The organism is Ideonella sp. A 288 (genome assembly GCF_002198735.1).
In the GTDB taxonomy this organism is placed as follows: domain Bacteria; phylum Pseudomonadota; class Gammaproteobacteria; order Burkholderiales; family Burkholderiaceae_C; genus Pseudaquabacterium.
In genome coordinates, this window is the sequence record NZ_MWLO01000129.1 from 1 (window position 1) to 20,231 (window position 20,231).

The following is a 20,231-nucleotide window of genomic DNA, read 5'->3' on the forward strand; positions in this document are numbered from 1 at the left end:
ATCGGGTGGGTGGAGGGTGGGTGCAGGGCGGCGCGCTCACGCGGCCTTCGGCTTGAGCAGCACCAGCGACAGCGCGGCGGCGCAGCAGGCCATCGCCGCCCACTGCAGCGCGCCCAGCGGTTCGCCGTGCACCAGCGCGCCGGAGAGCATCGCCACCACCGGCACCAGGATGGCCGACAGCCCGGCGATGTTGACCGGCAGCAGCCCGACGATGGTGAACCAGGCCAGGTTGCCGATGCACATCGGCACCAGCGCGATGTAGCCGATCAGCACGATGCTCTGCCAGGTGGGCACGAACCAGATGTGGTCGCCGAAGATCAGCGCACCGATGGCGGTGGGCACCGCGGTGATCAGCAGTTGCCAGCCGGTGAGCACGGTGGTCGGCACGTCGACGCCGCTGCGTTTGAGGATCAGCGTGCCGATGGCCCAGCCCAGCCCGGCCAGCAGGCCCAGCGCGAAGCCCAGCGGCGCCTGCGCATAGGCGGCCATGCCCGGCCACATCAGCAGGCCCACGGCCGCCGCACCCAGGCCCAGTGCCAGTTGCAGCCGGCCGGTGAGGCGTTCGCCCAGCACGGCCCACGAGATGAGCGCCGACCACAGCGGCATCGTGAAGCCGAGGATCGCCGCCTGGCCCGAAGGGATCATCACCGCGGCATAGGTGCTGGCCACGTTCCACAGCATCAGGTAGAAGAAGGTGGCGGTGAGCACCGTGCCCCAGTGGCGGCGCGGCAGCACCAGCGACTGCCCTCGGGCGCGGGCGGCGGCCAGCAGCGCTGCGCCGGCGATGGCAACGGCCACGGCGCGGAAGGTCCACACCGACACCTCGCGCACCGCGTAGGGGAACAGCGGCCAGTTGGTGCCCCACACCAGCGTCAGCAGGGCCAGCAGGACGAGCGCACGCGGGGGCAGGGTGGACAAGGGCATGAGCCCGCGACTGTGCCACGTGGCGGGTGCCCCGGCTGTCGCCTGTCCGTCAGGGCTTGCCCTGCCTTGTGACGGTGCTGTGCCCTGGGAGGGCAGGGCGCCGGGCATGACCAGAAGCGCCCGGGTTGGGGGCGGGCTGGGGCCGGGTTGGGCCCCCTCGAGGTGGCCAGGCGGCGAGGCGGCGAGGGGGCCGGTGCGCAGGGCAGCGCCCGGCGGGAGGTCAGCGCCGGTCGGTGGGTGGGCGCCGCGGCCGGTCGTCGCCGGTGCGCGCCGGGCGATCGCCACGCGGGGGGCGATCCCCCTGAGGCGGACGGTCTCCCTGCGGCGGCCTGTCGGCGCGCGGCGGGCGGTCGCCCCGCGCGGGACGATCGCCCGGCGGCCGGCGGTCGCCACCGCCACCCGGCCGAGGGGGGCGGTCGTCGCGCGGCGGTGGCGGCGGGGCTTCGTCGCGCTCGCGGCGGGCGATGGCCAGCAGGCCGTCGAGTTCTTCGGCGGCCACGCCCTTGAGCACGCAGAAATTGGCCAGCGTCAGCGTGGTGCGCTCGAAGTCGCGCAGCAGCCCCGCGCGGTTGAAGCGCTGCTGGTCGGCCAGTTCGCGCTGCTTGGCTTCCAGGGCGCGGCGCTCGTCGTGCAGCGTGCGGCGGCGGGCGAGCTCTTGCGTGGCGGCCTCGCGGTGCTCGTCGGACAGGTCGCCGGCCGGCTGGCCGTCGAGGTCGAAGCGCTGCCTGGACTTCGACAACGCCATCAGGTACGAGGTGCTGCCTGTGTGGCGGTGCAGGAAGGCCGAGAGCACGCGCCGCGAGAACAGGCCCGGTGCGCGCGCCTGGATGTCGGCCTGGATCTGCAGCTTGATCGGCTTGGGCGTGCCCGCGAACAGGCCCGGGAAGCGCTGCTTGAGCAGGGCAGCGACGGCGGCCGGGTCGAGCGCGGCGGGCGCCGGGGTGGCCGCCGCAGGTGCAGCCTCGGTGGCGGTGTCGGGGGCGGCCGCACCGGTGGCGTCACCATCGGCATCGGCGGCTGCCGCGCCGGGCGGTTCGACCGCTGCCGGGTCGGCGGGCGCCACCTCGGCGGCCTCGGCCTCGGCCTTGGCCTCGGCGTCGACCACGGGCAGGCTGGCGGGCTGGGTCTCGGGCGGGGTCGCCATCGCATCTGCCGGCGCCGCCTGGTCGGCGGGCATGTCGGCCGGCAGGTCGTGACTGTCGGGCTGGTCCGGCATGGCCAGAGGGGTCGTCGTCGGTGTCGTGGTCATGGGGTCGCGGTCACATCAACAGGTGCTCGCCGGCATTCTCGCCGCCGAGGATCACGTAGTTGACTTTTTTCAGGTCGGCGAGCACGCGGCCGCCGGAGTAGCTGATGGAGCTCTGCACGTCCTCGCGCATCTCGCGCAGGGTGTCGGCGAGCTTGCCCTTGATGGGTTCGAGGATGCGCTTGCCCTCGACGTGCTTGTACTCGCCCTTGTTGAAGTCGCTGGCCGAGCCGTAGTACTCCTTGTAGAGCTTGCCGTCGACCTCGACCGTGGCGCCCGGCGATTCCTCGTGGCCGGCGAACAGCGAGCCCACCATCACCATCGCGGCGCCGAAGCGCACGCTCTTGGCGATGTCGCCGTGGTGGCGGATGCCGCCGTCGGCGATGATGGGCTTGGTGGCCACGCGGGCACACCACTTCAGCGCGCTGAGCTGCCAGCCGCCGGTACCGAAGCCGGTCTTGAGCTTGGTGATGCACACCTTGCCCGGGCCCACGCCCACCTTGGTGGCGTCGGCGCCCCAGTTCTCGAGGTCGATCACGGCCTCGGGCGTGGCCACGTTGCCGGCGATGACGAAGGTCTGCGGCAGCTTCTGCTTGATGTGCTCGATGGCCTTGCGCACGCTGTCGGCATGGCCGTGGGCGATGTCGATGGTGATGTAGTCGGCGCCCACGCCCTCGGCGGCCAGGCGGTCGATGACCTCGAAGTCGGCCGCCTTGACGCCGGAGCTGATGGACACGAACAGGCCGCGCTCGCGCATGCGCTTGGCGTAGGCCACGTTGTCCAGGTCGAACCGGTGCATCACGTAGAAGTAGCCGTTGGCCGCCAGCCACTGGCTGATCGGCTCGTCGAGCACGGTCTTCATGTTCGCCGGCACCACCGGCAGCGCGAAGCGGCGGCCGCCGAACTCGATCGTGGTGTCGCACTCGCTGCGGCTGTCGACCCGGCACTTGCGGGGCAGCAGCAGGATGTTGTCGTAGTCGAAGATTTCCACGGTCGGGCTCCTGGTCGATCGGCGGAGACGCGTCGGCGTCCCCGTGCGGGGGAATGGGTCCGGGCCAGCCTCCCGCGGCGCCTCGTGGCGCCGACCCGGTCGGAAGCTCGGTCAGGGGTTTGGATCGGTCGGTCGAGTTTCGGGATCGGCCCGGGCGATGGCCCGTCGAAGCCGCCGTCCTGGGACGGGTCTGTGCCGGCAACCGCCCGGCGATCGACCCGGGCCGGCTTGTCCTGGTGGCACGGGTGGGTCTGCCGGGCACTCCGTGGTGGCAGGCCGGACCGAAGCGGCAACCGGGCGCCGAGAACAAGGGCCCGGTGCGGAATTCTACGCGGCCGACGGCCCTGGGCGGCCTGGCGGCTCAAGGCCCCCGCTGCCTGGCCGATAGCAGGGAGGCTGTGCCTCTTCCCCTCCCCACCCNCCCCACCCCCTTCCCGACCCCGGATGCTCCCGCTGATCGGCGCAGCTCCGGGCTGGCGGCCGTCTGGCGACGCCTTTCCGACTGGTGCTTCGGCCCGGCGTTGCCGGTGGCGGTGTCGTCCAGCGCGCCCGACCCCTGGTTCGTGGCGCTGTTCGAGAGCGCGTCCGAAGGCCTGCTGGCCTGCGATCCTGCCGGCCGCGTGGTGGCCTGCAGCCTCGAGGCAGCCCGGTTGCTGCACGCCGAGCCCGGCGACGTGCAGGGCGGCCGGGTGGTCGACTGGATCACCCAGGACGCCTGCGAGCATGTCACGGGCGCCGCGGCGCCCGCGGGCCTGGGCCTGGAGCCCGGCGACGCCTTTGCCCGCGAGGGCGGCGGCCTCGGCCGCCCCCTCGACCTGCGCCTGACCGCGGTGGACACACCGTCGGGCCGCCACTGGCTGGTGCACCTGCGCGACGCGACGCAGCGCGTCAAGGCCGAGGCGCACCTGGCGCACATGGCCAACTACGACAGCCTCACCGGCTTGCCGAATCGCCTGCTGTTCCAGGACCGGCTCAAGCAGGCCATGAAGAGGGCGCGCCGCTCGGGCACGCCGATGGCGCTGATGTTCCTCGACCTCGACCGCTTCAAGCTGGTCAACGACAGCCTGGGCCACGAGGTCGGCGACCGCCTGCTCAAGCACGTGGCCACCACGCTGACGGCCTGCATGCGGCAGGTGGACTCGGTGGTGCGCCTGGTCGACCAGGAGGGCTTCACGCTCTCGCGACTGGGCGGCGACGAGTTCACGCTGATCGCCGAGGCCATCGAATGCGCCGAGGACGCCGCGCTGATCGCGCGCCGGCTGCTCGAGGCGCTGCACTCGCCGTTCAGGTCGGGCGACGAGGAGATCGTCGTCTCGGCCAGCATCGGCATCGCGATGTACCCCAACGACGACGTCGACCTGGACGGCCTGGTGCGCCATGCCGACATGGCGATGTACCGCTCCAAGTCGCTGGGCCGCGGCACCTACAGCTTCTTCAGCGACGACCTCAACGCCGCCGCCGCGGCGCGCCTGTCGCTGGAAAGCGGGCTGCGCCGGGCCATCGAGCGGCAGGAGTTCCAGCTGTACTTCCAGCCCAAGGCCGACCTGCACACCGGCGAGATCACCGGCGTCGAGGCGCTGATCCGCTGGCACTGCCCGGGCCAGGGCATGGTGCCGCCGGACAAGTTCATCGCCGTGCTCGAGGAGACCGGGATGATCCTGCCGGTGGGCGCCTGGGTCATCCGCGCGGCCTGCTCGCAGCTTGCCGAATGGGACCGCATGGGCCTGCCGCCGCTGCGCATGGCCGTCAACCTGTCGGCGCGCCAGTTCCGCCACCAGTACCTGGCCTCGATGGTGGCCGACACGCTGCGCGAGAACTACATCAACCCGCGCCGGCTGGAGATCGAGCTGACCGAGTCGCTGCTGATGGAAGACAACGAGACCAACCGCGGCATGCTCGAGAACCTGTCGCGCATGGGGGTGCGGCTGGCCATCGACGATTTCGGCACCGGCCACTCGTCGCTCAGCTACATCAAGCGCTTCAACATCGACACGCTGAAGATCGACCGCTCGTTCGTCCAGTCGCTGCCCGAGAACAACGAGGACGTGGCCATCGCCACCGCGGTGATCGCGCTGGGCCGCAGCATGCGCATGAACGTGGTCGCCGAAGGCGTGGAGACGCAGGCCCAGGCCGACCTGCTGCGCCAGCTGGGCTGCGACGAGATGCAGGGCTACCTGCTGGGCCGGCCGATGGCCGCGCCCGACCTGGTGGCCTGGCTGCAGGCCCGGCAGCGCGCCGACGCGGCGCGCCGCGGCGCCTACGGTGCGTCGATCGACCCGATGCCGCTGGTCGATCTGGGCGAGCCGGCGGCGGCCACCTGAGCGGGGCGCAACGGCAGTTCGAGGATCACCTCGCCCTCGTCCAGGCGGCCGGCGTGGCGGAAGCCCAGGCCCAGGTAGAAGGGCTCCGGGCAGCCGGGCCCGGGCACGTAGGACAGCTCCAGCGTGTCGACCAGGCCCTTGGCGCGCACATGGTCGATGACCTGCTGCAGCGCGGCCCGGCCGATGCCCCGGCCCTGGAAGCGCAGGTCGATCATGAAGCGCCAGACGCCGATGCCCGGGTGGGCGGGCGGCGGGTCGAGCAGCGATTCGTCTTCGAGCATCACGAAGCCCACCATCTCGTCGCCATGCCAGATGGCGCGGTACCAGGCCTCGGGGGCGAACAATGCCTGCGCCAGCGACACGGCGTTGGGTGCGACGAACTGCTTCTGGTGCTCGGCGACCGACAGCTTGATCACCTGGACCACGGTGTCCGCGGTGATCTCGCGCAGGCTGACTTGGGCAGGGTCGATGGGCATGGAGGCGGCCCGTGCCCGAGGGCGGGCGCAGGCGACGCCATCCTAAGCCTGTCGGCGCGCGCCTGCGTCGGGCGGGCCGCGAGACCCCTCGCCCGAGCCATGGGCATGGCGGGCGGCGCCCGGGCCGATGGCCCGGCTCGGCGGTCAGTGGCGCCGAGCCGGGCGTGGTGCCCTCAGCGGTCTTCGAGGTAACCGCGCGCCAGGGCCGCGGCCTGATCGTCGAAGATCGCCATCGCCGTGGTCATGCGCCTGAAGCCGAGCTTGCGGTAGAACGGCTCCTTGCCCGGCACCGAGTACAGGATGATCTTGCGGTGTCCGCGGGCGGCCTCCACCAGCCGGCTGACGATCTGCCGGCCCAGGCCGGTGCCCTGGTGGCTGGGCAGCACCGCCACGTCGCAGAGGTAGGCGCAGTCGATGCCGTCGGCCAGCATCCGGCCGGCCCCGACCAGCACGCCATCGTCGTAGGCCAGGGCCCTGAACATGCTGTGGCTGAAGGCGGTTTTCAGGCCCTCGGCCGTCTTGTTCCCGAGCGGCGCGGCGCGGTAGAGCGCGGCCAGTTCATGCCAGTCGATGGTGTCGAGGGTGCTGGACCAGGTCAGGGCCATCGCGGATTCCTGCAGGGCACGGGCTCACGAAGGAGGGACAGCCACGCCACGGTGCCCGATCGCGGCGCTGGCCTGGCACCTTCAATGGCGCCGGCAGAACTCGGGCCTTGCCGGCTTGGCCGGCCCGCTGCTTCAACGGCCCGGGTCACCGGGTCATTTGCGGCAATCGCCGCCGACCGAGACCCGGCCGTCCTTGCATTCGGTCAGCAGCGGCTCGTCCCGCGGCCTGGCCACCGCGGCGCGGCCGCCGGCCGCGGCGTCTGTCGAATAGACGATCTTGCGGCTGCCCATGTCGCAGGTGCCGACCACCCGGCCGGCCACCTTGGCCTGGGCATCGACGATGGCCAGTGCGAACTGCTGCACGCCCGACGCACGGACCTTGGCGCCGATCTGGTCGCGGATGGCCTCGCAGTTGCTGGCGGCACCGGCCGGCCCGGCCGCGGCCAGCGTGCACAGCAGCAGCCATCGGCGCGTCGATGGGCGTCGTTCGTGCAGAGGGCTCGAATTCGTCATGGGCGCGGCGGGGTGGGTCGGATAGACGGGATGCAGTCGACGATCGGTGGCCGGCGGCTCAGGGCTCGTCGCGCCGCGCCAGCGTGGCCCAGGCGGCCATCTCCGACACGAATCCGCCGACCAGCAGCAGGCCTGTCGCCCAGCCGCTGGTGCCGGCGATGTAGAGCACGAGTGCGAGGACGAACAAGCTGGTCGCGAGGAGGTGGCGCGCTGTCATGGCAGGCAAAGTATGCAGCAGGGCGCGACGCCGGACACACGCCCAAGGTCTGGGTGGGCCGGCCGGACACGGCATCGGCCGACCGCGATCAATCGGCTCAGGGCTCAGGGCTCAGGGCTCAGGGCTTGGGGATGCGGATGCGGCTGATCATCAGCGAGCCGGAGACGGCGAACATCAGCACCAGCGGGTGCAGCGTGAAGCCGAGCAGCCTGAGCTCGCCGAACCACAGGTCCTGCCGGATGGCGCCGGACGCCGTGGCCAGGGCGAGCACGCCGACCAGCACGATCGACGTCGGGATCGGCGTGCCCTCGAAGTACTTCACCTTGTCGCCGCCCTGGGACAGGGTTTCGGCGGTGACGTTGTAGCGCGCCAGGCGCGAGACGCCGCAGGCCACGAAGTAGGCCAGCACGATGCGGTCGTACAGGCCCTGCATGCCGCAACCGTAGGCGATGATCGCCGGCGCGACACCGAAGGAAATGACGTCGGCCAGCGAATCGAGCTCGCGGCCGAGGATCGAGGTCTTCTGCCGCCAGCGGGCGATGTTGCCGTCCAGCACGTCGAAGACCAGTGCCGCCAGCACCAACCCGCAGGCGAAGTACATGTGCCTCGCGTCCTGCACCTCCAGGAAGGTCATCACCGAGAACAGCGCGCCGACGCCGCACACCGCGTTGGCCAGCGTGAACCAGTCGGCCAGGTGGAACTCGCGGATCATCGAGAACGGCTTCTTGGGCAGGCTGGTGGCCATGGTCCTCCGCGGTGCGGGTTGGGTGCCTGCCACTCTACTCCCAGCCGAAATGCGCCCGCACCGCATGGGCAGTGAGGTTGATCGGCGTCGTGGTGGCCAGCGGAAACTGCCGCAGCACCGGCGAGCGCACGCTGCCGCCGTTCTGGCCCAGCACCGCGATGGCCTTCACACGCCAGCCCGCCGCCTTGAATTCGGCAAGATAGGCCGGGGCATCCGGATAGGGGCTGGCCTCGGTCGACCGTGCGTTGGGCGCCAGGCAGCACAGCGCCGCGGTGCAGCGGGTGGCCTGCACCTCGGCCAGGAAGGCCTCGGGCGTGGTCCGCGTGTCCTGCAGGCAGCCCACCCGTGCGTACAACCGCAACGCCGCCTTGCCGCCCACCGGCTGGATGTCGCGCAGGCTGCGGTTGAAGCAGCCGGTGAGGCTGCGCACCAGCGACGACTTGCGGGTGTTGGGGTTGCCGATGACGACGTAGACGTCCATGGGGATTCACCTGGGAGCCGCGATGGCCGATGCCAGCATGCGGCGTGCCAGGCCGGCCCGGTGCGAGCCGCGGCGGCGTTCCCGCAGGGGCGGCGCGCGGTGCGGCCGGCAGGCCCCCGCCGCGGCCGGCGCTACCGCCGTCAGAACGTCATCTTGAACTGCGCGCCCCAGGTGCGCGGGTCGTTGATGAAGCCGACCAGGTTGTTGAAGTCGACGCCGCCGACGGCGCGGACCTGGTTGGTGATGTTGCGGCCGAACAGCGCGGCCTCGTACTTGCCGTTGCCCCAGTTGTAGCCGACGCGCACGCCGCCTTCCAGCAGCGACGGGCCGATGAACTCGACCGACTCGTACAGGAAGAAGTTGACCTTGCTGCGGTACACCCAATCGGTGAAGACGAACAGCTCGGCGCCCGGGCCCATCGGCATGCCGTAGCGTGCCGTGAGGTTCATCGTGTACTTGGGCGCCTGCGGCAGCGAGTTGCCGTTGATGCTGTAGAACGTGGCCGCGCCCACCGCGACGGGCGGGTCGGTCATCGTGCACTGGGCGCACTTGGGCAGCGACAGGCTCGGGTCCTTGATGGTCGTGTCGTTGACGCTGCCGCCCACGGTGACCAGCAACTGCGGCGTGACGTAGGCATCGAGGTTGAACTCCACCCCCTGGCCCACGGTCTTGGCGGCGCTGATCAGGCTGGTGACGTTGGCATTGCCGCCCACCGCGGTGAGCTGCTGGTTCTTCACGTCGTAGCGGAACACGCCGACCGACAGGCGCGCGCGCTTGTCCAGCAGGTCGCCCTTCAGGCCGGCCTCGTAGGAGGTGATGGTCTCGGGGCCGGCCTGGGTCATCGGGCCGAAGGCCGACGCCGCCTGGATGCTCGAGCCGCGGAAACCGGTGGCCACGCGCGCGTAGGCGTTGAGCGACGGGCTCAGCGCGTAGGTGCCGCTGGCGTCCCAGCTGAGCTTGCCGTCGTTGGTGCTGGCGGTCAGGCCGGCGGTGGTGTTGACCGTGCCCTGCACCGCCACGGTGGAGAAGTCCTTCTTGTCGCGGGTGTAGCGCAGGCCCGTGCGCAGGCTGAGGTCCTTCGACAGCGCGAAGTTCACCGAGCCGAAGGCCGCCCAGGCCTTGTTGCCCTGCGTGGAGGTGGTCAGGCCGGTCTGCACGCCGCCGCCCAGCGAGTTGTAGTCGAAGCTGTCGATCGAGTACTTCTCGTCGAAGTAGTACAGGCCCGCCTGCCAGGCGATGCCGCCGCTGCTGGCCGACTCGAGCCGCAGTTCCTGGCTGATCTGGCGGTGGCCGTGGATGCCGCCGGCCGTCTCGCTGGGGAAGGGGATCAGGCCCGGCCCGCCGCCGCTGGGCAGGAAGGCGGCGCCGAAGCCGCCGTCGATGTCGCCGCGGCTGTAGGCGTTGACGCTCTCGTAGCCGGTGATCGAGTGCAGCGTGAGCCCACCGCCCAGGCCGATGCGCAGGCGCATGCTGCCGCCGGCGCTTTCGAGCTCCTGGTGGTTCTTGCCGTCGGTGGTGATCCGTTCGGGATCGAAGCCGGCGACGAGGCGATTGGTGCCCTTCTCGATGACATTGGCGCGGAACAGCCGGGCCGAGCCCTGCAGCGCGCGGCCGTGCAGGTTGAACAGCGCCTGGAAATCCTGGGCCGGGGCATACAGCGCCTGCAGGCGGATGGCGCGGTCGTCGTAGCCCTCGAGCTTGGGCGAGACGGCGTTGGGGAAGGTGTTGGTGACCCAGTCGTCGCGGTGCTGCGATTGCGCCGAGACGCGCGCCGCCCAGGCCCCGCCCAGCGGCAGGTTCATCGCACCCTCGACGTTGGTGGTGCCGTAGGTGCCGAAGGAGGCGCTGACGTAGCCGTCCTGCTTCTTCGACGGGCGCACCGAGTCGAACTTGACGACGCCGGCCGGCGTGTTGCGGCCGAACAGCGAGCCCTGCGGGCCGGCCAGCACTTCGACGGCCGCCAGGTCGAACACCGGGAAGCCCTTCAGGATGGGGTTCTCCTGCACGATGTCGTCATACACCAGCGACACCGGCTGCGACGCGTTGCTGCGGAAGTCGGTGTTGCCGTAGCCGCGGATGTAGAAGCGCGGGAAGGCGCGGCCGAAGGACGATTCGATGTTCAGGCTGGGCACGCGGCCCGACAGCATGCGCACGTCCTGCCCGCTGGAGTTGATGACGTCGAGCTTCTCGCCCGAGAGCGTGAACACGGCGCTGGGCACGTCCTTGATGTTCTCGGTGCGGCGCTCCGCGGTGACGGTGATCGTCTGCAGCTTGCCGGGCTCGACCGGCTCGGCACTCTGCGCGTAGGCCGGGGCGGCGAAGGCCAGCGCCAGGGCGGCGGCCAGCGCGTGGGGGGCGTGTCGGGTCATCGCGGGGTCCTCTCTCGGTGGGGTGTTCTCGGGGGGCAAGGCCTCATGCAAGCGCCATGCCGCAGCCGACGCCTCAGGCGTTCACTTCCTTGGCGCTGATGGCGTAGCGGAAGGCGTCGGGTGCCAGTTCGTCGAAGCGGCCACCGGCGTTTTCGCCGTTGGGGTACATCAGGAAGGGCAGCGTGCCCTTGGCGGTGGTGCCCGGCAGGCGGATGTCGTGCGCGGTGTTCCAGGCCACCCAGTTGCCTTCCCAGCCGCCGAACAGGCCCTTCATGACCGGTGCCACCAGCGGGTGCTTGGGGTCCTTGATCCACTCGGGCGTCTCCTGCCGCATCACCTTCAGCACGTCGGCCGGGTCCATCGCCACCCAGCCGTACTGCTTCAGGAACACCTCCGCCCGGCAGTGCTGCGCGCCCTGCAGCTTGGCCGAGCCGGCGCCCAGTTCCTTGTAGCCGAAGGCCGACGGGGCGACGCGCACGCCGTACACATCGCGCGCCGGGATTCCCGACGCGCGGCACAGGCCGACGAAGACGGCGTTGAGGTCGGCGCACTTGCCGCCCAGGTTGCCGGTTTCGAGCATGGTCTTGATGTCGCCGGTGCCGCAGCCGCGGGTCTTGGGTTCGCGGTGGGCGTTGGCCACCACCCAGTCGTACAGGGCGCGCACCTTGTCGAGTTCGGTGCGGGCGCCGCGGGTGGCTTCGGCCGCGGTCTTGCGCACGATGCCGTCCACCGGCAGCAACTCGGTGGGGGCCAGGTTGGCGCGCAGCAGGGCCGGGTCTTCGGCGACGTTGCCGGCGGTGTTCCAGTCGATGGCGCGGTTACGCGTCTGCACGCGGCTGGTGAGGTTGAGCACCGGCGGGCCGGCTTCGGCGCCGAATTCGGCGTGCAGCATGCGCACGCCGCGTGCCGGGTCGGACACCAGCGCCACGTTGCGCGCATTGCCCGACCAGCTGTTGCCCTGCGTGCGCTGGTAGTCGGTGTCCACATCGGGCACCGGCAGCCAGAGATGGGTGGTGCCCTTGGCCTCGGGCACGCGCACTTCGGTGGTCAGCTCGAAGCTGCGCCAGGCGCCCGGCTTGGGCTCGAAGCGGCGGCTCTCCTGCGCCAGCGCCGCCATCGGCAGTGCGGCGGTGGCCGCGGCGGCGCAGCCGGATTGCAGCAAGGTGCGGCGGGACAGGTGCGGGGTGCGATCGTGGTGCATGGGGTTCTCCGGTGTGGGCGTGGATCGGTGGGCAGGGCAGGTGGGCGGCTCACAGCAGCTCGGCGACCCACTGGCGCGCCGGTTCGGCGCCCCAGTCGATCTCGCCCAGCACGGTGAACACGGCCCGGCCGTCGCGGCCGACGGCGACGGTGGTGGGAAACATGCGGGCGCCCCAGGCGCGCGCTGCGTCGCCGTCGGCGTCGCGCAGGATGGGCAGCGTGAGCGAGGTCTGCTCGGTGAAGCGGCGGATGGTCGACTCGCCTTCCTTGAAATTGACGGCCACGACCACCAGGCCCTGGCGCTCGTGGCGCTCGGCCAGCAGTTCGAGCGAGGGCATCTCGGCGCGGCAGGGTTCGCACCAGCTGGCCCAGAAGTTGATCAGCACCACCTTGCCCTTGGCCGAGGCCAGCGTCCAGGCCGGGCGGTCGACACCGGGCAGCGCCAGGCCTGGCGTGGCCACGCCACGCGGCCAGGGCTTGCGCTGGGCCGCGGCCCGGGCCGGCCGCGTGCCCAGCAGGCCCATCGACGCCAACGCGGTGCCGGCGACCACGCGCCGCCGCCCGGGGTCGGCCGGGCGCGGCGTGGCGCCGACGGTGGGGCGGGCAGCTGGGCGTGAAGACATGCAGCGTGGATCGGCGTCGGGCGGTCGGGGGGGGCGTGCTGGCGTGCGGGCGTTGATCGGTGTGTACGGGCCGCGGGCGATTGTGCTTCCAGTGCCGTTCGTCTGCTGGGCTCAGCGCGCGGCGCGGCAGCCCTCGCCGGCCACGGCCAGCAGTTGCCCGTCGGGCGATTCGATCCAGCCGCGCGCGGTGAGGCGCTCCACGGTGGCGCCCTCGGGCACCCGCACGGCGCGCAGGTGCGACAGCGGCCGGCCCGGCTGCAGGCTGGCCAGCGGCAGCGGCCCGGCGACTGCGCGCAGCAGTTCGCGGGCCACCGCGCTGCCGTTGGTGCCGGCGGGCACCGCCTCCACCAGCGCCACCCAGCCGGTGGCACCGGCGGGCACGCGGCCGGTGGCGCGCAGCTCGAGGCCGAAGTAGCCGTTCCAGGCCGGGCCGGAGCGTGCCTCCAGGCGCACACCGGGCCGCGTCGGCAGGCGGCTGCGCAGCACCAGCACCTGCTGCCCCACCGGCGCCATCGCACCGGCGCGCCGCGCCCGTTCACCGGCCTCGACGGGCGCACCCACCGACAGGGGCGCGTCGGCGCCGTTGGGCGTCGGCGTGAGCCAGTCGAACAGCCAGCCGCCCGCGCCCGACACCTGCTCGGGCGCGGCCCAGCATTCAGTGCAATCGGCGCTGGTGAAGCGCTCGAGCACCGCCGCGCCCGGCCCGGGGCAGGCCGGCGTCGCCGCCGACGCGATGGCCGCGGTGGCGAAGAGCGCGGCTCCTAGAATCCCTCGATGCATGATGCGCATTCTCAGGGCGGCCCGACCGACCTGCCCGGCACCGGGTCTCTGCTCCAGAACCTCAACCCGGAGCAACTGGCGGCGGTGACGCTGCCGCCCCGGCCCGCGCTGATCCTGGCCGGCGCGGGGTCGGGCAAGACGCGCGTGCTCACCACGCGCATCGCCTGGCTGGTGGCCACGGGCCAGGTGTCGCCCGGCGGGCTGATGGCGGTCACCTTCACCAACAAGGCCGCCAAGGAGATGCTCACGCGCCTGTCCACCATGCTGCCGGTGGCCGTGCGCGGCATGTGGATCGGCACCTTCCACGGCCTGTGCAACCGCTTCCTGCGGGCGCACTGGAAGCTGGCGGGGCTGCCGCAGTCGTTCCAGATCCTGGATTCGGCCGATCAGCTTTCGGCCGTCAAGCGCATCATCAAGGCCAAGGGCCTGGACGAGCAGCGCTTCGTGCCCAAGCAGGTGAGCTGGTTCATCGCCGGCCACAAGGAAGAAGGCCGGCGCGCCGCCGACGTGGAACTGCGCGACCCGCAGACCCGCACCATGGTCGAGGTGTACCAGGCCTACGAGGAGCAGTGCCAGCGCGAGGGCGTGGTCGACTTCGCCGAACTGATGCTGCGCACCTACGAACTGCTGCGCGACCACGCCCCGCTGCGCGAGCACTACCAGCATCGCTTCGCACACGTGCTGGTCGACGAATTCCAGGACACCAACCGGCTGCAGTACCGCTGGCTGAAGATGTTCGCGCCGCCGCCGGGGCACGACTCGGCGGCCGTCGGCGGGCAGAGCGTGTTCGCCGTCGGCGACGACGACCAGAGCATCTACGCCTTCCGCGGTGCCCGCGTCGGCAACATGGCCGACTTCGAGCGCGAGTACCGCGTCGACCAGGTCATCAAGCTCGAGCGCAACTACCGCTCGTTCGGCAACATCCTGGACAGCGCCAACTCGCTGATCTCGCACAACACCCACCGCCTGGGCAAGAACCTGCGCACCGAGGCCGGCCCGGGCGAGCCGGTTCGGGTGAACGAATCGAACAGCGACTACGCCGAGGCGCAGTGGCTGTTGGACGAGGTGCAGCAGTTGCACCGCGGCGGCATGGCGCGCCGCGAGATTGCGCTGCTGTACCGCAGCAACGCGCAGAGCCGGGTGCTGGAAAGCGCGCTGTTCAACGCCGGCATCCCCTACCGGGTGTACGGCGGCCTGCGCTTCTTCGAGCGCGCCGAGGTGAAGCACGCGCTGGCCTACCTGCGGCTGATCGAGAATCCGAACGACGACACCTCGTTCCTGCGCGTCGTCAACTTCCCCACCCGCGGCATCGGCGCGCGCACGCTCGAGCAACTGCAGGACGTGGCCCGCGCCAGCGCCCGCAGCCTGTACCAGAGCGTGGCCGGCGTGCCGGGCAAGGGCGGCGCGCACCTGGTGGCCTTCACAGCGATGGTCGACGCGCTGCGCGACGGCACGCGCGGCCTCACGCTGCGCGAGATCATCGAGCAGGTGCTGCAGCGCTCGGGCCTGGTCGACTTCTACCGCACCGAGAAGGAAGGCACCGACCGCATCGAGAACCTGGAAGAACTGGTCAACGCCGCCGAGGCCTTCGTCACCCAGGAGGGTTTCGGCAAGGACGCGGTGGCGCTGCCGGTGGACGAGATCGGGCCGGGCAGCATCGCCGGCGCGCCGGCCGGTGCGCTGCCGCCGGCCGAACTGGCGCCCGATGCCGAGACGGGCGAGATCGTCTCGCCGCTGGCCGCCTTCCTGACGCATGCCGCGCTGGAAGCCGGCGATAACCAGGCCCAGGCCGGGCAGGACGCGGTGCAGCTGATGACGGTGCACTCGGCCAAGGGCCTGGAGTTCGACGCGGTGTTCATCACCGGGCTGGAGGAAGGGCTGTTCCCGCACGAGAACTCGATGTCCGATGCCGACGGGCTGGAGGAAGAGCGGCGCCTGATGTACGTGGCCATCACCCGCGCCCGCCAGCGCCTGTACCTGAGCTTCAGCCAGACGCGGCTGCTGCACGGCCAGACCCGCTACAACGTCAAGAGCCGCTTCGTAGAGGAACTGCCCGAGGCCGCGCTGAAGTGGCTGACGCCGCGCAACCAGGGCTTCGGCTCGGGCTTTGCCCGCGACTACCAGGCGGCCTGGGCGCGCGGCACGGGTCTGGGCTCGGTGGTGGGCGCCGGCCGCGTCGAGGGCCGGCCGGCCTACGCGGCGCCCCCGCCACCGCCGCCGATGGTGTCGAAGACGCCGCCCTCGCACGGCCTGCACGTGGGCCAGTCAGTGTTCCACAACAAGTTCGGCGAAGGCGTGGTGCTGACGCTCGAAGGCAGCGGCACCGATGCCCGCGCCCAGGTGCACTTCGGCCGGCACGGCGCCAAGTGGCTGGCGCTGTCGATCGCCAAGCTCACGCCCGTGGAATGACCCCGCTGAAGTGAAAAAGCCCCGGCCAGGGCCGGGGCAAGGCACGCTGCTACACGTGGGATGGCACTGGGTGGGCCGATCGAGTGCCGTCAGGTGCCGATCGTGCCGCCGTCCCGGCGCGTCACCACCACGGTGGACGAGCGCGGGCGGGTGGCCGCAGCGGCGTTGGTCTGGCTGGCCGGCCAGGCGCTGCCGAACTTGCGGGCGGCGAAGTCGGTCGCGCTGTCTTCCCCCGGGTGCTGCACGTTGACGAACATCGTCTTCGCGTCGGGCGTCAGCACGATGCCGGTGATCTCGCATTCCTTCGGGCCGACGAGGAAGCGGCGCACCGTGTCGGCACTGGCGTTGGCGCCCTTGCGGGTGGCCATGCCGCCGGCGGCGGTGGCGGTGCCGCCGTCGCCCACCTGGCCCGGCACCGCGGCCAGCATCATGCAGTTGGTGACGTCGGTGAAGGCGCCGTCGTCGGTCTGGATCCACAGCATGCCGCGGGCATCGAAGTACAGGCCGTCGGGGCTGGAGAAGTCGTTCACCGCGGTCAGGCCCGACAGGTTCACGTCGACTGCGGCGTCGGACTGGGCGGCGAAGAGGTAGATGTCCCAGGCGAACTTCGTGGCCGACACGCGGCCGGCGTCCTCGCGCCAGCGGATGATGTGGCCGTTGGGGTTGCCGCGGTTGGTGCGGCTGCTGCCATCGGCGTTGGCAAAGCTGTCTTCGTAGTAGCGCGGATTCGCAGCGTCCGGCTTCAGCTGGCTGCCGGTGGGCGTGGCGGACGCGGCCACGCGGTTGCTGTTGTTGGTGAGGGTCATGTACACCTCGCCGTTGAGCGGGTTGACGGCACCCCATTCCGGGCGGTCCATCTTGGTCGCGCCCAGCTTGTCGGCGGCCAGCCGCGCATGCGTCACCACGTCGGCCTGGTCGGCGAAGGCGTAGGGCGTGGCCGTGGCGTCGAGGCCGTTCTTGCCATGGCTGAGTTCGAGCCAGGCACCGCTGCCGTCGGCGTCGAAGCGGGCCACGTACAGCGTGCCCTCGTCCAGGTACTTGGCACCGGCGGCCAGGCCCTTGCCGACGTCGGCCGCATCCCACACCGCCTTGGAGACGAACTTGTAGATGTACTCGTTGCGCGCGTCGTCGCCCATGTACATCACGATCGGCTGGCCGACCACGGCCGGTGCGGGCCAGGCGCCCTCGTGGTTGAAGCGGCCCAGCGCGCTGCGCTTGACCGGTGCCGCGGCGGGGTTGAACGGGTCGATCTCGACCACCCAGCCGAAGGTGTTGATGGTGGTGCGGTAGTCGGCGGTGGCGGCGGCGCCGGTGACCGACGAATTCCAGCGGGCATACAGGTCGTCGCTGCCGGCGGTCTCCCACAGGTAGGGGCTCTTGCGGTTCTCGGGCAGGCCGTAACGGTTGAGCGCCAGCACCTCCTTGGCACTGCGCTTCGCGTTGTCGCCGGCGGCGCGGCTGATGACGTTGAGGTAGTTCTCCTCGCAGGTCAGGTAGGTGCCCCAGGGCGTGTAGCCGTGCGCGCAGTTGTTGTTGGTGCCGCGGGTCTGCGTGCCGGTGGGCGAGAAGCTCGTGGCCATCAGCGCAGAGCCCTTCACCGGGCCCGTGAAGTCCATGGTCGTGGCCGAGGTGACGCGGCGGTTGAAGCGCGAACCGCGCACCATGGCCATGCCGTTGTCGCTGCCGCGGCGCACCTCGCAGATGCTGACGCCGTGAGCGTAGATCTCCTTGTCGACCTCCGAGGCCACGCGGGCAGCGCCGGCGGTGCGGCCCGCCGGGTGCAGGCCGAAGGGCGCGGGCACGTACTCGTGGTTGACGCACAGCAGGCCGCGGTCGGAGCGCTCGGCCTGGAACGCGCCGGCCTCGGACAGGCCGAACCAGTGCATGCCGTCGTGCGCATCGCCGACGCGGCGGTTGTACGACTCGGCCGATTCGCTGCCGTCGTCCTTCCAGCTCTCGTCGCCGAACATCAGCGGGTCGCCCAGCGAATGCAGGATGCTGACCTGGTAGCCCTCGGGCACGGTGACCACGTCGAGCTTGTTCTTGGCCACGGCGGCGAAGCCCAGCGCCGGGGCCTTGGGCTTGTCATCGTCGCCGCCGCCGCAGGCCGACAGGCTGAGGCCGCCGAGCAGGGTGCTGGCGACCAGGCCCATGCCACCGCGCAGCGTGTCGCGGCGCGTCAGGCGGGCGGCAATCAGCTGCTCGATGTGGGGATTGGCTGACGCATTGACGATCTCGTTGTCGTCGTAGGAATTGGCAGGGGCAAGGGTCAGGTCCGTGCGATCGGTCAAGGCGTTTCTCCGCGATATCGAATACGCGGCATTGTTCGCAGGCCATGTGGCAGGCCCGTGGCAGGGCCGTGTCAGTCGCGTGACGGTGCGACGTCGGCCGCGCGGTCGGGTCTGTCGCGGCGGCAGGGCCGCGCGCGGCGGCGCGTCAGTCCGGCGCCGAGTCGTCGCCGAAGCTGTCGGTGAAGCTGAACCACAGCGACACGTAGAACATCGCCGACAGGATCAGCCCGGCGGGCATGATCAGCACGCTCACCAGTTGCCGGCTGCCCAGCATCAGCACCGCGGCGGTGGCCAGCAGGCCCAGGCCGATGGTGATCATCGCCCAGCCGGCGGCATAGACCAGGAAGGCGCCCTTGGCACGCCACAACGCCAGCGAACTGGAGAACATCGCCTGCAGCGCGCCCTGGCCGCCCCAGTGCACCAGCGCTGGCGCGTGCCAGAACGGCACCGACAGCAGCCCGGCCAGGCCGAAGCGCACCAGCATGCCGTCGCTCAGGCGCGGGTCGGCGAGGATGCGGTTGACCTCGGCCGCCGGCGTGTCGGGCTTGGCCAGCGCGATCTGCAACTGCTCGAACAGGCCGGCGTCGACATAGCCGGCGAGTTCGATCACCCCGATCGAGCTCAGCGCATACACGACGCACAGCATGATCTGCGCGTTGCGGCGCGGGCGGTCGGGCACGCGCAGCCCTTCGACGATCTGCAGCGCGTGCACCGGGCCGCCCTGCAGCGCGCTGCGCGTGGCGATCATGAAGCCCAGCGTCAGCATCGGCAGCAGGGCCAGGCCGAGCAGCGGCCCGATGAAGGGCACCACCATCAGCAGCAGCACGCTGAACAGGAAGAACATGAACAGGCCGACGAAGGCCAGCGGGCGTTTCCACCACAGCGCCAGCGCCTGGCGGATCCATTGCGCGCCTTGTCGCGGCGCCACGTCGTGCAGTCGGAGTCCCATGGGTGTGTGCGTGGCCAGTCAGCGCGGCGGATGCCAGGGTTCGGCGATGCGCTGCCGCAGCACGCGCTCGAAGTGGGCCGGGTCTTTCGGCTGCAGCAGGTCGGCCTCGCGCGGCAGGTGCCAGTCGCCCAGGCGCGACAGCCAGAAGCGCAGCGCCGCGGCGCGCAGCAGCGCCGGCATCAGGCGCACCTCGTTGGCGTGCAGCGGGCGGACGCGTTCATAGGCCGCCAGCAGTTGCGCCGCGCGGTCGCCATCGAGGTGGCCGCTGTCGGGGTCGATGCACCAGTCGTTCAGGCACACCGCCAGGTCGTAGCCGAAGCTGTCGATGCCGGCGAAGTAGAAGTCGAGGCAGCCGGTGAGCTTCTCGTGGCCCGGCAGGCCGTCGAACAGCACGTTGTCGCGGAACAGGTCGGCGTGCACCGCGCCGCGCGGCAGGGCCTGGGCCGCGGGCGAGTCGGCCAGCGCCTGCTGGAAGGCCAGTTCGCCGTCGAGCAGCGCCTGCTGGCCGGCATCCAGGTGCGGCCGCACGCGCGGCGCGATGTCGAGCCACCAGGCCAGCCCGCGCAGGTTGGGCTGCTGCAGCGCAAAGTCGGCCACCGCCCCGTGCATGCGCGCGAGCATGGCGCCGAGCTGGCCGCAGTGGTGGCCGTCGGGCGCATGCTGGTGGTGGCCGGGCAGGGCGTTGACCAGCGCGGCCGGCTTGCCCGCCACGGCGTGCACCAGGGCGCCGTCGGCGTCGGCCAGCGGCTCGGGCACCGGCAGGCCGCGTCGGGCCAGGTGCTGCATCAGGCCCAGGTAGAAGGGCGCCTGCGAGAAGGACAGTCGCTCGAACACCGTGAGCACCCAGCGCCCGCGGTCGGTCTCGACGAAGTAGTTGGTGTTCTCGATGCCGGCGCCGATGCCCTGCATCGACTGCCACTCGCCGGCGCCCAGGCGGCGGGCCAGCGCGCGGGCTTCGTCGGCCCCAACGGGGGTGAACACGGCCATGCGCGATCGATCAGCCGGCCGGGCACCAACCGCCAGCCGCCGCCGCGTCGGCGGTGGGCTGGCAAGCGGGTCGGGGCGAGGCGCGGCGCAGGCTCATGCGGCGG

General features: G+C 71.4%; 18 protein-coding genes. 2 read left to right on the forward strand and 16 right to left on the reverse strand.

Features of this window, described 5'->3' with window-relative positions; genetic code table 11:
* Window positions 1-36 precede the first annotated feature (36 nt).
* From EOINJALH_RS17190 to EOINJALH_RS17200, 3 genes are all read right to left on the reverse strand, one after another.
* On the reverse strand, window positions 37-924 hold the full coding sequence (locus EOINJALH_RS17190) for a DMT family transporter (RefSeq protein WP_158219799.1): 888 nt from the start codon (window positions 922-924) through the stop codon (window positions 37-39).
* 220 nt (window positions 925-1,144) lie between these two features.
* Window positions 1,145-2,173 carry a ProQ/FINO family protein gene (locus EOINJALH_RS17195; protein ID WP_144290069.1) on the reverse strand — a complete coding sequence of 343 codons (1,029 nt, stop codon included), beginning with the start codon at window positions 2,171-2,173 and terminating at the stop codon, window positions 1,145-1,147.
* Window positions 2,174-2,183: 10 nt separating this feature from the next.
* Window positions 2,184-3,161 carry a GMP reductase gene (locus EOINJALH_RS17200; RefSeq protein WP_088282261.1) on the reverse strand — a complete coding sequence of 326 codons (978 nt, stop codon included), beginning with the start codon at window positions 3,159-3,161 and terminating at the stop codon, window positions 2,184-2,186.
* A 563-nt stretch (window positions 3,162-3,724) separates the two neighbouring features.
* On the opposite strand from EOINJALH_RS17200, the gene EOINJALH_RS33510 reads away from it, so the two are divergent.
* Window positions 3,725-5,482, forward strand: coding sequence for a putative bifunctional diguanylate cyclase/phosphodiesterase (locus EOINJALH_RS33510; RefSeq protein WP_404872771.1), 1,758 nt, complete (start codon window positions 3,725-3,727; stop codon window positions 5,480-5,482).
* On the opposite strand, the gene EOINJALH_RS17210 is transcribed toward EOINJALH_RS33510, so the two are convergent.
* From EOINJALH_RS17210 to EOINJALH_RS17250, 10 genes are all read right to left on the reverse strand, one after another.
* Window positions 5,419-5,958: a GNAT family N-acetyltransferase gene (locus EOINJALH_RS17210; protein ID WP_088282265.1), complete on the reverse strand. Its 540-nt coding sequence runs from the start codon at window positions 5,956-5,958 to the stop codon at window positions 5,419-5,421. The genes EOINJALH_RS33510 and EOINJALH_RS17210 overlap by 64 nt on opposite strands.
* A 173-nt stretch (window positions 5,959-6,131) precedes the next feature.
* A complete protein-coding gene (locus EOINJALH_RS17215; RefSeq protein WP_088282267.1) occupies window positions 6,132-6,563 on the reverse strand; it encodes a GNAT family N-acetyltransferase in 432 nt (143 codons plus the stop codon).
* Window positions 6,564-6,716: 153 nt separating this feature from the next.
* Window positions 6,717-7,076: a DUF1161 domain-containing protein gene (locus tag EOINJALH_RS17220; protein WP_088282269.1), complete on the reverse strand. Its 360-nt coding sequence runs from the start codon at window positions 7,074-7,076 to the stop codon at window positions 6,717-6,719.
* Window positions 7,077-7,134: 58 nt separating this feature from the next.
* Window positions 7,135-7,263 carry a hypothetical protein gene (locus EOINJALH_RS33180; RefSeq protein WP_255407127.1) on the reverse strand — a complete coding sequence of 43 codons (129 nt, stop codon included), beginning with the start codon at window positions 7,261-7,263 and terminating at the stop codon, window positions 7,135-7,137.
* Between the two features lie 148 nt (window positions 7,264-7,411).
* Entirely contained in the window at window positions 7,412-8,038 is a 627-nt protein-coding gene (locus EOINJALH_RS17225) for a phosphatidylcholine/phosphatidylserine synthase (protein ID WP_088282270.1), read from the reverse strand.
* 34 nt (window positions 8,039-8,072) lie between these two features.
* On the reverse strand, window positions 8,073-8,519 hold the full coding sequence (locus tag EOINJALH_RS17230) for a hypothetical protein (RefSeq protein WP_088282272.1): 447 nt from the start codon (window positions 8,517-8,519) through the stop codon (window positions 8,073-8,075).
* Window positions 8,520-8,659: 140 nt separating this feature from the next.
* Window positions 8,660-10,888, reverse strand: a complete 2,229-nt coding sequence (locus tag EOINJALH_RS17235) for a TonB-dependent receptor (protein WP_088282274.1) — start codon at window positions 10,886-10,888, stop codon at window positions 8,660-8,662.
* Between the two features lie 73 nt (window positions 10,889-10,961).
* A complete protein-coding gene (locus EOINJALH_RS17240; protein ID WP_088282276.1) occupies window positions 10,962-12,089 on the reverse strand; it encodes a transglutaminase family protein in 1,128 nt (375 codons plus the stop codon).
* Between the two features lie 49 nt (window positions 12,090-12,138).
* On the reverse strand, window positions 12,139-12,711 hold the full coding sequence (locus EOINJALH_RS17245) for a TlpA disulfide reductase family protein (protein ID WP_088282278.1): 573 nt from the start codon (window positions 12,709-12,711) through the stop codon (window positions 12,139-12,141).
* Between the two features lie 111 nt (window positions 12,712-12,822).
* On the reverse strand, window positions 12,823-13,491 hold the full coding sequence (locus tag EOINJALH_RS17250) for a hypothetical protein (protein WP_144290071.1): 669 nt from the start codon (window positions 13,489-13,491) through the stop codon (window positions 12,823-12,825).
* On the opposite strand from EOINJALH_RS17250, the gene EOINJALH_RS17255 reads away from it, so the two are divergent.
* Entirely contained in the window at window positions 13,486-15,900 is a 2,415-nt protein-coding gene (locus tag EOINJALH_RS17255) for a UvrD-helicase domain-containing protein (protein WP_088282282.1), read from the forward strand. The two genes, EOINJALH_RS17250 and EOINJALH_RS17255, sit on opposite strands and share 6 nt — an antisense overlap.
* 89 nt (window positions 15,901-15,989) lie before the next feature.
* On the opposite strand, the gene EOINJALH_RS17260 is transcribed toward EOINJALH_RS17255, so the two are convergent.
* The 3 genes from EOINJALH_RS17260 to EOINJALH_RS17270 all read right to left on the reverse strand — a co-directional run bounded on the left by EOINJALH_RS17260 (window position 15,990) and on the right by EOINJALH_RS17270 (window position 20,127).
* Entirely contained in the window at window positions 15,990-18,191 is a 2,202-nt protein-coding gene (locus tag EOINJALH_RS17260; protein ID WP_199873407.1) for a PhoX family phosphatase, read from the reverse strand.
* Window positions 18,192-18,336: 145 nt separating this feature from the next.
* Complete coding sequence (locus EOINJALH_RS17265) at window positions 18,337-19,140, reverse strand: BPSS1780 family membrane protein (protein ID WP_088282284.1); 804 nt, start codon at window positions 19,138-19,140, stop codon at window positions 18,337-18,339.
* Window positions 19,141-19,158: 18 nt separating this feature from the next.
* Window positions 19,159-20,127 (reverse strand): homoserine kinase, encoded by a 969-nt coding sequence (locus EOINJALH_RS17270; protein WP_088282286.1) that lies wholly within the window; start codon window positions 20,125-20,127, stop codon window positions 19,159-19,161.
* Window positions 20,128-20,231: the final 104 nt, after the last annotated feature.